Source organism: Paenibacillus sp. JT22N12 (assembly GCF_056269365.1).
Genome location: NZ_JBWDNU010000004.1, coordinates 824,092 through 840,911 on the forward strand (window position 1 = coordinate 824,092; position 16,820 = coordinate 840,911).

Below are 16,820 nucleotides of genomic sequence, written 5' to 3' on the forward strand. Positions count from 1 at the left end.
CCATGATCAAGGTTGAAGGTGTAGGCAAGACATTCAAGCAGAGGGACGCCGCTATTTTTACCGCGATTGAGAACGTATCGTTCACGGTGGAGAAAGGCGAATTCGTATCGATCGTCGGCCCGTCGGGCTGCGGCAAAACGACGCTGCTTAATCTGGTGGCGGGGCTGGAAAAAGCGGAGACCGGCTCGATCGAGGCGATTGGCCGCAAGGTAACCGCTCCGGGTCCCGACCGGATCGTCGTATTTCAGGAGCATGCCTTGTTTCCATGGCTGACGGTGCTGGACAATGTAGCCTTCGGGCTGAAGCAGCGGGGACTTTCGAAGCAAGAGCGGTACGATCTGGCCATGGAGCAGATCCGCATGGTGCATCTCGGCAAATTTGCCGACCGTTACCCGCATGAGCTGTCGGGAGGCATGAAGCAGCGGGTAGCCATTGCCCGGGCACTCGTCATGGACCCGGAAATCCTGCTGATGGACGAACCATTCGCCGCATTGGACGAACAGACGAGGCTGCTGCTCCATCAGGAGCTGGAATCAATCTGGATGAAGACGCGCAAGACGGTTCTGTTCATTACCCATAATATCCGCGAAGCGGTGCTGTTATCCGATCGGGTGCTGGTCATGTCCACCAGGCCGGGCAAGATCAAGAAAGAATTTGCCGTACAGGCGGCAAGACCGCGAAATTCGGGAGATTCCGTGATCCATCATATTGAAAGCCGTATTCTGGACGCGCTGGCAGATGAACTGGAGAAGGTGGTGAAGGAGGAATACGGCGATGATTACGATTTTCAAAAAGGCAGGTTTTCTAATTCTTCTGATTCTTATCTGGGAGGCAGCCTATAGAATATTTGGCTGGGGCTGGCGGTTTCCTTCCGCGTTGCAAACCTTTCATACCTTTTGCGACGGACTGGTCAACGGCCAGCTGCTCGAAGCGGTATACAGCAGTCTGCGCCGGATTATTATAGCTTTCGCATTATCCTGCGTGATCGGAGTGTCCCTCGGCGTGCTGTTTGCCCGCAACCGGTTCGTGGACGAGACGTTCGGCTTTCTGGTCGTCGCGCTGCAGACGGTTCCAAGTATCGCTTGGCTTCCTTTTGCCATCATCTGGTTTGGATTAAATGATTTCTCGGTTGTATTCATCACGACCATCGGCGCGACCTGGACGATGGCGATTTCCAGCCGCAGCGGCTTCCGGAACATTCCCTCCCTGTATCTGAAGGCGGCGGAGATGTTCGGAACCGGAAGGGGCGTCAAGCTGTTTTTTCAAATCATGGTGCCGGCCGCTGTTCCCCATCTCATCACCGGCATGCGGATGGCCTGGGCGTTCGCCTGGCGCGCGCTTGTCTCCGGCGAGCTGATCGCCCGAGGTGTCGGGCTTGGGCAGATGCTGGAGGAAGGTCGAAACATCGGCGATACGTCCATTATGCTGTGCGTCGTTCTGCTCATTGCAGTAATCGGAACGATCTCCGATCATCTCGTGTTCAAACGGATTGAGGACCGGATCATGGTGCGCTACGGCCTCCATTCGGCCAAATCCTAGTCCGCAGCAAGGATTGGGCTGCTGCCATGAGTAAAACGTCCTTTCGAACCTTGTAAGTGTTACCAGCAAGTTAAGCGCTCATCACTTGTTTTTTATAATAGAGAGGGGAAAGTTTGAATGAAAAAACAATGGTTGCTGTCCATGGTGCTTATCCTGGTGCTCGCGGGGCTGCTGAGCGCCTGCGGCTCCAATAATGAAGGCAGCGCCGGCTCGGACGGCGAGGCGGCCAAGCCGGCCACCGTCAAGATCGGGCTGCTGAAGAATGTCACCCACGCGCCGGCGTTTATCGCCCTCAAGAACGGCTATTTTCAAAAGGCATTCGGCGACGATGTGAAAATCGAGGTGCAGGCTTTCGATAACGGCTCCGATTTCTCGACGGCGATGGCGACCGGGCAGATCGATATCGGCTATGTCGGACCGGGCCCGGTTACGAATCAATATGTGCGCAGCAAAAATATTACGATCGTCTCCGGCGCCAATAACGGCGGTGGTGTGCTGGTAACGCGGAAAGGCGCGAATATTGCCGGCGTGAAGGGCCTTGCAGGCAAGACCGCTGCTATTCCGACCACAGGCAGCACGAATGAAATTTCCTTGCGTCTGCTGCTGCAGCAGAACGGACTCAGTGTAACCAAGGACGCCTCCGGCGTGCAGCTGATCACGATGGCGCCGGCCGATACGCTTGTGGCCATGAAGCAGAATCAGGTCGATGCCGCGCTGCTGCCGGAGCCGTGGGGCACGCAAATCGTCGAGCAGGGAATCGGAGATATTTTGGTCGATTGGGACAAAATTCCGCCAAATGACGGGAATTATCCGCTTACGATCCTGGTCGCTAACAATGATTTTCTGAAAAAATACCGCGGTACGGTGAAAGAGGCCATCCAGGCCAATATAGAGGCGATCGACTATATCAAATCGAACCCTGATGACGCCTACTCGCTTGTCAGCGACGAATTAAAAGAGCTGTCGGGCAAAGGACTTGAGCTTAACCTGATCAAGGCGGCGCTGCAGCATTTGACCTTGACGACGGACATCGATCTGGATGTGCTGGAGCAGATGGCCCAGGTTGCCGTCGACGCGGGTTATATCAAGGATGTGGAAGGCAAGCCGGACTTGAGCGGCCTGCTGGATCTGTCGATATTGGAGGAAGTGAAATCATGACCTTTATTCAACCTCAGCTGAATGTGCTTCCCGATTATCACGAGCATCTGAAGGTGGTTCTGCTCGGGACAGGATCGCCCCGGGCCTTCTATGGCAGGGCCAAGGCCGGCGTAGTTGTGCTGGCGGGGGATAAGACATTCCTGGTCGACTGCGGCGGTGCGGCGGTCGATCAGATGATCAAGGCGGGCGTAATGCCGCAGCGGGTGTCGGATGTGCTTTTCACCCATCATCACTACGATCATAATGGCGGATTCTTCGATGTATTCATTACCAGCTGGAGAACGCATGTGACTCCGGAGCGGGTATTCGAGGGGCGCTCGACGCCGATGCAGGTGTATGGTCCGGACACGACCCGGGAAATTATCGGCAAAATGCGCGAGTCCTTCGAATTCGACGTCAAGCTGCGTGTCAGCTACAATCTGTCGGACGAAGCCGGCTCGCAAATTCAGTATATTGAACGCAATGAGGGCATTATCTATGACAGGGATGGCATCCGCATTACCGCTTTTGAAGTGGACCATCGACCCGTCTATCCTGCCGTAGCCTACAAATTCGAGTACAACGGGAAGTCGGTTGTCATCTCCGGAGATACGATTCCGGTGCCCAATATGGTCAAATACAGCGATGGCGTTGACCTGCTCGTCCATGAAGCCTACAACAAGGAATGGCTTGATTCGCTGATCGTGACCTATCCGGAGCAGGCCCGGGCGCTGTCCAATCCGGCCAAGTATCATACGACAACGCTGGAAGCGGCGGAAATCGCCCGTCAAGCGGGAGCCAGGCATCTCGTGCTGACGCATCATATCCCGGCTCCAACGCCCGACGCGGCTGCGGAAGAAGCTTATATGGCGGGAATGAAAGAGATCTACAGCGGCCCGATTACCATGGGCAGGGATTTGATGGTGTTTGACTTGGCGGAAGCATGGCAGGCAGGCCGGTAAGAATTTGAACGAATGAGGAAGAATGCAACCTGGGCGTTACCGGGGGCATTCTTCTTTTTTCTTACGCAAGGATGGCAAGGATTTTACAAGAATTTTAGCTTGATATACTGTTAATGGGATTGAACTCATCTATAATAATAACAGCAGCAGATGTTCAGTTACTGACAACCGGGCTGCGGTAAGCCTGCATCCAGCGGTTGCAGTAATATCCCGCGAGGTCACGGGCAGCCAAGAATCATTTGACATAAGAATCGCTGACTTTTGAACGGGCAATACTGGCAGCATGGTGGTTGTATCCAGACTTGGAGGTAGAGATCATGAAGCATAGAGTTTTATATGAAGGCGCATTCGCGCTTCTTCAGGTGGAGATGGAGCAGGGAGAAAGTGTGAAGGCGGAGATGGGCGCAATGGTTTCCATGTCGCCAACGATTGACTTGAAGGGAACCGTCGACGGTGGAATTATGAGGGGACTCGGGCGGATGCTCAGCGGGGAGAAATTCTTCTTCCAGGAACTCGTCGCAGCACGCGGGCGGGCAGAGGCGCTGCTGGCTCCTTCCTCCATGGGGGATATTCAATCGATCGAGCTGGACGGTACATATAAGCTGTTGGTCCAAAAGGACGGCTTTCTCGCCGGTACATCCGGCATTGAAGTCAACACCAAAATGCAAAATCTGGCGCGCGGCTTCCTGTCCGGCGAAGGCTTCTTCATCATTGAGATCAGCGGAAGAGGTACGGTTTTCCTGTCCTCCTTCGGGGCCATTCATGCCATTAACCTCGCTCCCGGCGAGGAAATGATCATCGATAACGGACATCTGGTCGCTTGGCCGGATTATATGGAGTACAAGATCGAGAAGGCCTCCAAGGGCTGGTTCTCCAGCTTTACGAGCGGGGAAGCCATTGTCTGCCGTTTTCGGGGCGAGGGCGTTGTACTCATCCAAAGCCGCAATGCGGCCGGCTTCGGCAGCTGGATCAAACGGTTTATTCCGACAAGCGGCTAGCGCTTGGTTTTTTTTGTGATGCTTCTCCTTGGGAAAAGGCTGCCGGTGCAGCCTTTTTTCTATGAAAAGACAATTTAAAAGCAATACCTTGCAGACCCCTGAGGCGATCAGAGGTCTTTTTTGTTTGTTCCCATCGAAAATCAGCTGCGGACTGTGACAACTGCCGTGTTATTGTCCCGTCAGGACGTTAGCCGTTACGGTTCATAGATAAATCCATATATTGTTTATGCAACTAACGCTAACTTAAGGAGAGGATAAAAAATGGCAAGACACAAGAAATCAAAACATTGTTGTTACGATCCCAAACCCTTTTGTAAAACGCAAAAAGTAATTTGGGTATACAAGGTGCGCTATGACCCTAAAATCATTAAAAAATACTGCAAGCCCGTTAAAAAGCATAAAAAATGGTAATAAAATGTAACTAGTTGGTTTTCAAAATCCATATAAACCATGGATGGCATGAAGTAGATCTCTGAATCTTTCAGAGATCTATTTGTGCTGCCGCAGCATTTTTGATCCGGGTATGTCACTGGATGATTGCCATACGTTACAGCAGACTTATTTACCCATGGAATCGCTTACCTCTGAGGTACACTTGTAAGGGATTGCCCGGAATTGCACATAAGTGGAGAACATCTTTGCATATTGAACAGTAGAAGGGTGAGATGAAGCAGATGAAGATTACAGAGGTAACAAGCTATCTGTCCAGCGACGGCGTATTTGTCAAGGTGGAGACGGACGAAGGCATTACCGGTTATGGAGAAGGCACGAACTTCACGCCGAGGGCGGTTATCGGCATGATTGAAGAATTGAAGCCCTATCTCATCGGAGAGGATCCGCAGCGGATCGAGCATTTGTGGCAGTCATGCTTTCGCCGCCTGTTTGCCCGTGGCGGGCCTGTAACGGGTTCTGCGATTGCTGCCATTGATATTGCCCTGTGGGATATTAAAGGAAAAGCGCTTGGCGTTCCCATATATCAGCTGCTGGGCGGGTTGGCCCGCGACAAGGTGAGGGTATACGGACCGGTTGCCGGCAAATCGGCTGAAGAAATTGCCCGCAAGGCCAAGCTGCTGGCAGACCGGGGCGTTACGGCGATCCGTTACCGCGCCTTCCACGATTGGGACGATCTCAATTTGCATGATCATAAACGCGCCGTCATGCAGCAGATTGAGTACACAGAGGCTATCCGTGCGGCAGTGGGCGACGAGGTGGATCTGATTATCGAATGCCATGGCCGTTATGATCCCGATTATGCAGTGATGCTGGCGAAGAATGTGGAGAAATTCCGCCCGCTGTACATTGAGGATCCCATCCGCCACGAGAATCCGCAGGCTTACCGCCGGCTCAGACCGTATACCAGCATCCCGCTGGCTACCGGGGAACGGGGACACAATAAATGGGATTACCGCGAATTGATCGAAGGCGGTCTTGTCGATTATTTGCGTCCGGATATTTGCTGGTGCGGAGGCATTACCGAAATGCGCAAAATCGCAGCGATTGCCGAGATGTATTATGTTAACCTGGTGCCGCATAACAACTGGGGACCGATTGGAACGGCGGCCAGCATGCATGTGTCGCTGGCGTTCTCCAATGTGGCGCTGCTGGAGCTTCCCGCATCGGCCAGCAACGCCGGGGATTTGGATACGACTGTAGCCTCGCCCTATCCGGTCGTGGAGAACGGGTATGCTTTTCCGCTGAATGGTCCGGGACTTGGCGTGACCTTCTCGGAGGAAGCGGCGGAGGCCCGTCCTGCGAAGCGGCTCGGCATTGTTCCCAAGCTGAATGCGCTTGACGGTTCTGTCCGGGACTGGTAGACCGCAAGCGGCAGAACTCAGGGCAAGCAGAAGCGAGCGGACGGACCGGCCAGCCCAAGGCCAGCTTGCTCAACAGATTGGATAAGGAGGCTGCGGAACATGGAAGCAGATCAGAGAACGGCTGATCTTAAGAAGGTGGTCCTTATGAGGGATCATATGGAACAGGAGGGCAGCGGGACGCCAATCGGGTGGGCAGTCGAACAGCTGTCTGCAGCCTTGAAGGGACGTTCCATAACGCTCATTCCGCAAAGCGACGCGAATTCATCCGGTGCGGAAGCAGCTATCAGACTTGTTAAAGCCAGTGATGCCGGAGGAGAAGCCGGAAATGTTCCCGCTGCTGCGGAAGCGTTCATCATCGATCGGCGGACGGGACCGGCCCGCACAACAATTGTGATCTGCTCATCCGGTGACAGAGGCTTCATCTATGCGCTGCTGGAGCTTGCGGACCGGATTCAATATGCCTCCGATCCTATGGCGGAGCTGCATGATTGGAAGCGAACGGAAGAGAAGCCGGCGAACAAAGTCAGGAGCCTCAGCAGGATGTTTGTCAGCGAGGCGGAGGACAAGCCCTGGTATTACGATAAGGCTTTCTGGAATGAATATTTGAACGAAATCGCCCGGCATCGCTTCAACCGCTTCAATCTTGCCCTCGGGATGGGCTATGATTACGGTCATGATCCGGATATCCGGGACAATTATATGTATTTTGCTTATCCCTTTCTGCTGGATGTCCCCGGATATGACGTAAGGGTTGAGGGATTGCCCGGGGGAGAAGCGGCCCGCAACCTGGACATGCTCCGCTATATCGGGGAGCAGGTAAGCCGCCGCGGTCTCGATTTTCATGTCGGCATCTGGACCAATGCCTACGATTTGCCGGACAGTCCCCATCCCCATTACCGGATCACGGGATTGACGAAGGACAATCACGCCGCTTACTGCCGTGATGCGCTCACCCTGCTGCTGCAGTCCTGCACCTCTATTGCCGGCCTGACCCTGCGGGTTCATTACGAAAGCGGCATTCCGGAGCCGGCTCAGGAATTCTGGAGAGCGGCGTTGTCCGGGATTGCTGCCATCGACCGGCCTGTCAGCGTCGATATCCATTCCAAAGGGGTGGAGGCGTCCATGATAGAAATGGTGCGGGAGAGTACAGGCAGGCAGGTAACGGTCTCGCCCAAGTTCTGGGCAGAGCATATGGGACTTCCCTATCATCCCGCTCATAACCGGGAGAGGGAAATGCCGGAGGCTGATTTCAAGGGCTCCAAATATGCAGCTGTGACTGCGGGCTCCCGCAAGGTGACCCGCTATGGATATGCGGATTTTCTGACGCGCAGCCGCGATTACGATATCCTGTACCGGGTATGGCCGGGGACGCAGCGCGTTCTTCTGTGGGGCGATCCCGTCATGGCGGCGGGAAGCAGCCGGGCGGCGTCGTTCGGCGGGGCTGCCGGCCTGGAGCTGTTCGAGCCGCTGTCCTTCAAGGGCCGCAAGACATCGGGCATCGCAGGCGGCAGGGAGCTGTATGCCGATGAGCCGCTTCGTCTGGAAGGCAAAGACTGGATCAAATACGGTTACACCTACCGGCTGTGGGGAAGGTTGATGTATAATCCGGATACGGATCCTGACGTATGGAGAAGATATTTGCGCCATGAATACGGGGCATCCGCAGGGGCTGCCGAGAAGGCGCTGGCCTTTGCCAGCCGGATTCTTCCTCTGATTACTGTCGCGCATCATCCATCCTCCGCGAATGTGGATTATTGGCCGGAGATGTATACGAATCTTGCGATCATCAAGACCAAGCCATCCCAATACGACTACGACCTGCCGGAGCCGAAGACGTTCGGAGCAGCAAGTCCCCTTGATCCCGAAATGTTTTATTCCATCAATGCCTTCGCGGACGCTGTAATAAGCGGAACCCGCAGCGGCAAGGCAACTCCCCAGGAGGTAAGCTTCCGCCTTGACGAATGGGCGGGAGGAGCCATGAGCAGCTTGATGGAAGCCGAAGCCTTGGCGGACAAGCCTCAGAATGCAGCCTTCCGACGGTTGGCGGCGGATGTGCGGATTCTGGCGGGCCTGGGCCGGTTCTTCGCACGGAAATTCCAGGCGGGAACCGCTTATGCCTTGTTCGAGCGCTCCAACGATGTGCGGTTTTTGTATTACGCCTTGAAGGAGTACCATCTGGCGAAGGAAGCCTGGGAGCAGATTATAGCGGCAGCTGATGGCGTTTACCGCAGCGATATCGCATTTGGCCATAAGCCTTATATGCGTGGGCATTGGGCTGACCGCCTCCCGGCGATAACGGAGGATCTGGAAGAGATGCACCGGATATACAGGCAGTGGCCGGCCGGTGCCGGAGCTGAGGGACCGAATGAGATGGAAATCGGGGAATATGTCAGACCGCTGCGGGGGCCGTCTCCGGCCTATGAGCATATTCAGCCTGAGTCCTACAGTCCGGGAATGCCAGTCCAAATTGCCGCAACTGCTCCATCGGCCCCGCCGGAGCTGCGGATTTACCTGCATTACCGCCATGTCAATCAGGCCGAACGGTTCGCGGTAGCGGAGATGGAGAGGGACGGCGACCTGTATCGCGCCGTGATACCATCGTCCTATACGGATTCGGCTTATTCCCTGATGTATTATCTGGAACTGGATAACGGGACCGATGCCTGGATCGCTCCGGGCTTTGACACGGAGATGGCGGGTCCTCCTTATTATGTCCTGCATTCCACATTTGTCCTCCAGGGTGGAATAACGTCTTCTAAGTTAGGGGATATTCGTCCGATATGGGAATATTTGCTATGATAAAAAAGCGGTTTCAAGAGCAAACAGAAGACAAAAGTGTATCACGCGGGATAGTCAAAGGGGTTATAATAAAAACAATTCGGTTTAACTTGGAGGTATCCTATGAACGTTTTTCCATTGCAGCAGCGGAATATCACCAGCAGCAGAATCGTTTACGGCACGACTGGTCTTGGGGGAAGCAACAACCATGATCCCCTTACCGATGCGGACCTGTTGAAGGCGGAGCGTGCGGTCGATGCTGCGCTTGAGGCCGGCATTACGATGTTTGACCACGCCGATATCTATTCGGGAGGCAAGGCCGAGGCTGTTTTTGGAAGCGTTCTCGGGAAGAGGCCGGGCTTGCGCGAATCCATTGTGATTCAGTCCAAATGCGGCACCCGGTTCGCGGACGAGCATTCACCGCAGCGGTATGATTTTTCCCGGGAGCATATATTACGCGCCGTTGACGGCAGCTTGAAGCGGCTGGGTACAGATTATCTGGATATTCTCCTCCTGCACCGTCCTGATCCGCTGGTCCAGGCTCAGGAAGTCGCCGAAGCGTTTCAGACGCTCAAGCAGGCAGGAAAAGTCAGACACTTTGGCGTTTCCAATATGAATGCGGGACAGATCAAGCTTCTGCAGGCCCAGCTGCCCGATCCACTGGTGGCCAACCAGCTGGAGATGAGCCTGCTGGATTCAAGCTGGGTCGACCGGGGCGTACTGGTCAATCAGCGCGAGTCCGTCCATGTTGTTTTTCCGGAAGGGCTCCTGGAGCACTGCATGCTGGAGAACATCCAAATTCAGGCATGGTCTTCGCTTGCGAAAGGCATCTATACCGGACGCAGCATGGATAATGCTCCGGAAGAGGTTGTCCGTACCCGCGAGCTGGTTGCCGAGATGGCCCGGCGCAAAGAAACGACAGGCGAGTCGATTGTTCTGGGCTGGCTGATGCGTCATCCGGCGCTGATCCAGCCTGTGATCGGGTCAGCCAATCCGGAGCGCATTCTGAACTGCCGTGATGCCGTGAAGCAGGCCGGGCTCATGACGCGTGAGGAATGGTATGCGCTCTATACATCGTCCAGAGGCAAATCCGTCACCTGACACAGCTGCCAGCGGGAGGCTTGACCTAAGCGCATCTGCGCTTTTAGGGTCAGCCTCCTTTCGTGCTTTATGATTTCCCGCTGAGGCTCGAACGGAAAATGTCTCTACTACCCGGCAGGAAGGGGACACACATGTGAAATCGCTTCTACAGATGCTGAAAGGTCCTCGTTCACTCAAAAGAAAGCTGATTGCCGTGCTGCTGTCCAGCACGCTGATTCCGCTTGCCCTTATCGGCGCGATTTCCTACTACACGATCTATTCCATACTGGACCATAAAATTGAAGACGGGGTCCGGAGCACTTTAAGCCAAAAGAAGCAATCGCTCGAAACCTCGCTTCATCATCTCCAATATGTGTCCCAGCAGCTCTCGCTCGATGGCAGCGTCGGCCAGAATTTGTCGGTTTACCTGACGACCTCCGACCTGTATGAAAAAAAACTGATGCGGGACGAAGTCATTAATGAAATCAATCTGATCAGCTTTTCCAACCCGAATCTCAGCATGGTCTGTTATTATATGCCCGGCCCCAAAAAAATCCTGTTCTCCAATTATTGCCCGGCATCCAATCTGGATATCCATAGTCTTCCCATGTTTGAGGATTACAGTGCGGACAGGGGCTTCACCTATTACGGGCCTTATGATTCACAGAACTATCAGAACAGAAGAATGGTCGTTTCAGTCGCCCGCAGTGTTCTGATGGAGGGCGAACCGATTTACATTTATATCGAGACCGAAGTGGAGGATATTTTCGACGGGGGCGATCCCAAGAACGGGGCGAGTTTGCTGATTGTGGATCACAGCGGCCGCATAGCCTACAGCAGCTCCGCGTCGTTCCAGGCCGGCACCAGCTACGCCGCAAACAGCGGGCAGCAGGACGCCTACCTGTTCCAGGCCGCAAGCCAGCAGGGCTGGATGATTGTAAGCGTTATCCCGAAGAAGGAGTACGACCGGGAGATTAACGGGTGGCTGCTGCGGTTCTTCGTGCTTGGCGTTTCATCGATCGGGCTCAGCCTGCTGTTTGCCTGGGCTGTCTGGCGGACGGTCTATCGTCCGCTGCGAAGTCTCAACCGGGAAATTATGCTGATATCCAAGAGCAATTTCAAGTCCGCCGTTACATTCACGGATGTGAAGGAGTTCGATTTTCTGCTCCTGCGCTTTCAGGATATGCGTATCCGGATAAGGGAGCTGCTGCATGAGGTGAAGGAGAAGGAGGAGCGCAAAGCGGCGCTGGAGGTGGAGAAGCTGATGCATCAGATCAATCCGCATTTTACCCATAATACGCTGGATACGATCCGCTGGCTGGCCCGGCTGCAGGGTCATGACGAGATCGACCGTCTTGTGTCGACGCTGAACAAGCTGCTTTACTACAATCTCGGAAAAGGCAAGACGGCTACGATTGCCGACGAAATCGGCGCGCTCCGGCATTATGTGGCCCTGCAGCAGATCCGTTATAATTTTCAGTTCGACGTGCGGATCGATACCGATCCGGCGATCGAGGATACGCTGATTCCGCGCTTTATTCTTCAGCCTCTAGTTGAAAATGCGCTGTACCACGGCGGGATGGCGGATGACGGGATTATCCGCGTGATCATTGCCGAGGAGGAAGACGAGAGGATCGGCATCCGGGTTATTGATAACGGCATCGGCATGGATGAGGAAGCAGTCAGCCGGCTGCTGGAGCAGGATCATGCCCCGGATTCGGCGAAGGGCTCTAACCACAAGACAGGAATGGGCATCGGCGTCAATTATGTGCGGCGGATGATTGAATTTCAATTCGGCGAGAGGGCCGAATTCGGAATCCAGAGCGCAGCAGAGCAGGGAACGACAATCCTTATTCGGATTCCCATGAATGCAAAGGAGCGGGATGACAATGAACGTGCTGATCGTGGATGACGACCATCTGGTGCGCAAGGGAATTGTTTCCCTCATGCCCTGGAGCGAATTCGGGCTTCAGGTTGTAGGCGAAGCGGAGAACGGAAAGAAAGCGCTTCAATTTCTGGAAAGCCATCCCGTTGATCTGATGATCACAGACATCGCCATGCCGTCCATGTCGGGGCTTGACCTGCTGCGGGAGGTCCGGCAGCATTATCCCGGCATCTGGATCGTGATGCTGACCTTTTATCAGGAGTTCGAGCATGTTCAGGAGGCTCTCCGGCTCGGAGCCATCGATTATATCGCCAAGGTGGAGCTGGAGAAGGACAATATGCGCGACATTCTCACCCGGATTCTCCGGCGGACCCGTGAGCAGAAACTGCCTGAAGCTCCGTCTGTCGTCGTCCGCACAGTCGGCGGCACAGTCGGCGAAAGCGCGGAGAGGGTGCTGCTGCTCGCCGCACTCTCGTCGGAAAGGCCGGATTTTCTCGATGAGCTGCTGCCGACGGAGCAGCATGGTGTAAGCGAGATCAACCGGGATGTGTGGCTGCTGCCGGAGCTCTCTCCGGCGCGCGAGGATGAGATCGTCGGGAGAATCAGGGAGTGTGAGGAACTTTCGGGCAAGTGGGCGGTGATTCGCACGGTCGGGATCCGGGACCATAACCGGAAGCAGATCTGCAAGCTTCTGGTCGATTATGCTTCGCATGACTTTTTCTATGAATATGAGCCTGGCCGCAGCGTTTATGATGTGGATCTGGACTCTTTTGAAAGAGAGGACCGGCAGATTTCCGAGAAGGTGCTGTACCAGCTGCGCGAGGAATGGTCGTCGCTTGAACTGGTGTACGACGAGGAGCGCTATCTCGCGCTTGTATCGGAGCTGGAGAAGATCCGTCCCTCGGCCGACAAGCTGGAGAGCATGTTCTATTGGATATTGGTGCAGTGGGAGAGATACGTGCCCCTCGATCTGACATCTGTATTTGACAGGGCGGAGCTGCGATGCTGGGCGGATTGGCTGCTGTGGCTGGAGAAGATGCGCAAGGATATCCGCAGCTCCTTCGTGGAAACCCACTATTCCGATGACATGATGGCTAGTGTGATCAAGGCTGTCGATTATATCAACCGCAATATCAGCCTGGATCTGAAGCTGACGGAGGTAGCGGAGGAGGTCCACATCAGCCGCAGCTATTTCAGCGAATGCTTCAAGAACATAACGGGGAAAACCTTCAACGAGTATATAAGGGATGCGCGAGTCGACTATGCCAAGTCGCTGCTCAGCCAGACGAACGAGCCGATTTACCGGATTTCCGAGAAATGCGGGTATCCCGACGAGAAATATTTCAGCAAGGTGTTCCGCAAGAAGGTCGGCGCTCTGCCAAGCGAATTCCGCAAGCGCGGGCAAGGAGCCAGCGTGCAGGAAAGACCATAAAACAAGAAAATATGGAGGGGTATGAAGTGAAAATGAAAATTGGATTTGTCGGACTGGGAACAATGGGCTTGCCAATGGCAGTCAACCTGCTGAAGGCAGGCTTTGAGGTTTACGGGAAGAACAGAAGCTCCGGCCGGGAGCAGCAGTTTGCCTCGCAGGGGGGCAGTACGGGATTGGCTCTTGCCGAGCTGGCTGCTCAGATGGATGTCATTATCACCTGCCTTCCGCTGCCGGCGGATGTTGAAGAGGTATATTCGGGTGATAGCGGTCTGATTCAGCATGCCCGGGAAGGACTCGTTCTGATTGATTGCAGTACAGTATCGCCGGAACTGAACCGCAAGCTCTATGCCCAGTCCGAAGCAGCCGGCGTGGAATTCCTTGACGCTCCCGTAAGCGGCGGCGAGACCGGAGCCATCGCCGGAACGCTGAGCGTGATGGTCGGAGGACAAGAAGAGACTTATAACCGTGTGCACAGCCTGTTCGAAGCGGTCGGCAGCCGAATCAGCTATGTTGGCGCATCGGGAAGCGGCTCAACGGTGAAGCTGATCAATCAGCTGATGGTGGGTATTCACTCGCAGGCGGTCAGCGAAGCCTACGCGCTGGGCTGCAAAGCCGGTCTCGATCCGGATCTGCTGTTTGATATTCTGAATCACAGCTTCGCCCAAAGCAGGATCATGGAGCGCCACTATACCCAATTTATTGCCAAGTCTTCATTCCAGCCGGGCTTTGCGCTGAAGCTGCTGGCCAAGGATATGAATCTGGCGGCTGATATGGGCGAGCAGTCCGGTGTTCAGCTGAATGCCGGCAAGCGGGTTCAGGCCATTATCAATCAGGCGGTTGGAGATGGCTTCGGGAGTCTTGATATGGCGGCGCTGTATTCCTACCAGATGGCTGGCGACGACAAGCAGCGGGAAGCCGGGAGCAGGAAGTATTTTGCCGTATTTCTGCCTATGCTGGATGCGGATAAAAGCGTACAGTACCGCCCGGATCATCTGCAATTTCTGGATGATTGCCGGGCAGCCGGGAAACTGCATGCCAACGGGCGGTTTGTCGATGGGGCAGGGGGACTTGTCATCTACCGCGCAGGGAATTTTGAAGAAGTGGAGCAGTGGGTGAAGCAGGATCCGTACATCGTGAACGGGGCGCGCAGCTATGAGATTCATGAATGGGATATCGTCCTGGCTCCATAAACCAGGAGAGATGAGGACAGGGAGTAATCCGGCACGGAAAAAGGGGGAACTTCCCCCTTCCTTCCCCCGGGAAGGCGGTCAAGCGGAAGATGTTTATCTCCCAAACGGACGATGGATGGTACTACTTGGGCTGCCGATTTCCACCGTATAATGTTCCTATCTTCACCAAATCATGAATCGATAACAGGGAGGTTTACCATGAGAAAGAAGTGGTTTGTCGGAACGGCTTTATTCTTTCTTCTTTTTGCAACCGCTTGCAGCAGCAATACAGGCGGCAATGATGCGAATTCGCCATCAAATGCGCCCGCAAACACAGGGAACGCTGTGAACGAGGGAGAAGGCGCAACCCCCGCAGCGGGAGAGGCTGCAGATCCGTACGGGCCGGAGAAAGAGCTTGTCACGCTTAATATCGCACAGGTGCTGCCTCCGGGCGACGCAGGTCTGCCTGCAGGGCAAACCGTCGATAACAATGTGCTGACGAAGTTTTATGAAGACACGCTCAACATGAAGATCCATCGCGAGTGGAGCGCCGTTGATGGCGATCCGTATGATCAAAAGGTTATGCTGGCCATTGCCAGCCGAGAAATTCCCGATGCGATGCAGGTCAATGAAGAGCAGCTCCGCATGATGGTGAAAGCCGGACTGCTTGAGGACTTGACGAACGTCTTCGATCAATATGCTTCACCGAAGGTCAAGGAGCTGCAGGTCGATCTTGCCAAGGGCCAGGCGCTGGAATCCGCGACTTTCGACGGCAAGCTGTATGCCATTCCCAGCATTCAGATCAAGGGTGACGCTTACACGGTGCTGTGGGTGCGCAAGGACTGGCTGGATAAGCTGAAGCTGCCGGAGCCCAAGACGATCGCCGATATTGAAGCAACAGCCAAAGCGTTTATAGACAACAAGATGGGCGGCGACAAGACGGTCGGCCTCACAGGGCCCAACAAATCCGAGCTTTCCAGCGACAAGGGGAACCGGGCGCATGGCTTTGACGCCATCTTCAGCTCCTTCCACTCCTTCCCGCGCAACTGGATCAAGGATAAGGACGGCAATGTAACCTATGGCTCCATTACACCGGAGACGAAAGAAGCGCTGGGCCAGCTCCGCGACTGGTATGCCAAGGGTCTGATCGATAAGGAGTTCTTCCTGCGTGAAAATCCCAATGAGCTGTTCCTGAGCGGACAAAACGGGTTGTTCTTCGGTCCGTGGTGGATGGGCTGGGGCGATCTGACCCAATCCTTCGAGAAAAATCCGGATGCCCAGTGGAAAGCTTATGCGGCGCCGACCGATAAAGACGGCAAGCTGCTGACGCATTTGCAGCCGGTTTCACTCGATTATCTCGTTGTCCGCAAAGGCTATGAGCACCCTGAGCTGGTGATGAAGGGCGTCAACATGAGGATCGGCATGAACCGTCAGGCGGCTGATGTTCCAAAAGATCTCTTCGACCGCTGGACGAAGGAAGTCGCCACGACCGAAATCAGCGATACGCTGGATGTGTTCCGCGTCAACGCGGATGATATCGGAGCTGTCTCGAACCGCAGACATGCGATCCTTGATGCGGTGGACGGCAAGATCGATCCATCCACGCTGGAGCCTGAAGTCAAGGATGCTTATGAGCTGGCCAAGAAATACATGGATGATCCGACCGTAGTGAAGAATTATCCGCAGGCGGTCAAGGATGGGCTGACGCTGACCCAAACGGGTAGCTTCCAGGCTTATGTGGTGGGCGGCGCCCCGCTTGACAGCGATTATGAGGAAGTAAGCAGCCTGCTTTATTCGCCAACGGAAACCATGAAGACGCGATGGGCCAATCTCACGAAGCTGGAGGACGAAACCTTCCTGAAGATCATCATTGGCGGAGCTCCGCTGGATTCCTTCGATACCTTCGTGAAGCAGTGGAAAAGCCAGGGCGGCGACAAGATCATCAAGGAAGTAGAAGAAGCAATCAAAGAATAGCGGAATTGGCGAAGGCGGCGCCGGAGGCGGGTACAGCCTCCGGCACCAGGGG

General features: G+C 54.7%; 12 protein-coding genes. All 12 read left to right on the top strand.

Features of this window, described 5'->3' with window-relative positions; translation table 11 throughout:
* The first annotated feature begins 2 nt into the window (after positions 1–2).
* Entirely contained in the window at positions 3–842 is an 840-nt protein-coding gene (locus tag AC0YOA_RS19205; RefSeq protein ID WP_210046280.1) for an ABC transporter ATP-binding protein, read from the top strand.
* Positions 775–1,539, top strand: a complete 765-nt coding sequence (locus tag AC0YOA_RS19210; RefSeq protein WP_475787937.1) for an ABC transporter permease — start codon at positions 775–777, stop codon at positions 1,537–1,539. Before AC0YOA_RS19205 ends, AC0YOA_RS19210 begins: the two co-directional genes overlap by 68 nt.
* A gap of 117 nt (positions 1,540–1,656) precedes the next feature.
* Complete coding sequence (locus tag AC0YOA_RS19215) at positions 1,657–2,697, top strand: ABC transporter substrate-binding protein (RefSeq protein WP_475787938.1); 1,041 nt, start codon at positions 1,657–1,659, stop codon at positions 2,695–2,697.
* On the top strand, positions 2,694–3,638 hold the full coding sequence (locus tag AC0YOA_RS19220) for an MBL fold metallo-hydrolase (RefSeq protein ID WP_475787939.1): 945 nt from the start codon (positions 2,694–2,696) through the stop codon (positions 3,636–3,638). Before AC0YOA_RS19215 ends, AC0YOA_RS19220 begins: the two co-directional genes overlap by 4 nt.
* Positions 3,639–3,955: 317 nt before the next feature.
* A complete protein-coding gene (locus AC0YOA_RS19225; RefSeq protein WP_210046277.1) occupies positions 3,956–4,636 on the top strand; it encodes a TIGR00266 family protein in 681 nt (226 codons plus the stop codon).
* A gap of 665 nt (positions 4,637–5,301) precedes the next feature.
* A complete protein-coding gene (gene dgoD, locus AC0YOA_RS19230; RefSeq protein WP_475770925.1) occupies positions 5,302–6,450 on the top strand; it encodes a galactonate dehydratase in 1,149 nt (382 codons plus the stop codon).
* Between the two features lie 99 nt (positions 6,451–6,549).
* The gene (locus AC0YOA_RS19235; RefSeq protein ID WP_475787940.1) at positions 6,550–9,249 is read left to right on the top strand and encodes a hypothetical protein; all 2,700 of its coding nucleotides are present in this window, start codon (positions 6,550–6,552) and stop codon (positions 9,247–9,249) included.
* A 102-nt stretch (positions 9,250–9,351) separates the two neighbouring features.
* Positions 9,352–10,329 (top strand): aldo/keto reductase, encoded by a 978-nt coding sequence (locus AC0YOA_RS19240; RefSeq protein WP_475787941.1) that lies wholly within the window; start codon positions 9,352–9,354, stop codon positions 10,327–10,329.
* A gap of 133 nt (positions 10,330–10,462) precedes the next feature.
* A complete protein-coding gene (locus AC0YOA_RS19245; protein ID WP_475787942.1) occupies positions 10,463–12,220 on the top strand; it encodes a cache domain-containing sensor histidine kinase in 1,758 nt (585 codons plus the stop codon).
* Positions 12,198–13,625 (top strand): response regulator, encoded by a 1,428-nt coding sequence (locus AC0YOA_RS19250; RefSeq protein WP_475787943.1) that lies wholly within the window; start codon positions 12,198–12,200, stop codon positions 13,623–13,625. Before AC0YOA_RS19245 ends, AC0YOA_RS19250 begins: the two co-directional genes overlap by 23 nt.
* Positions 13,511–14,815: an NAD(P)-binding domain-containing protein gene (locus tag AC0YOA_RS19255; protein ID WP_475787944.1), complete on the top strand. Its 1,305-nt coding sequence runs from the start codon at positions 13,511–13,513 to the stop codon at positions 14,813–14,815. Before AC0YOA_RS19250 ends, AC0YOA_RS19255 begins: the two co-directional genes overlap by 115 nt.
* Positions 14,816–15,013: 198 nt before the next feature.
* Positions 15,014–16,768, top strand: coding sequence for a type 2 periplasmic-binding domain-containing protein (locus AC0YOA_RS19260; protein ID WP_475787945.1), 1,755 nt, complete (start codon positions 15,014–15,016; stop codon positions 16,766–16,768).
* Positions 16,769–16,820 lie beyond the last annotated feature (52 nt).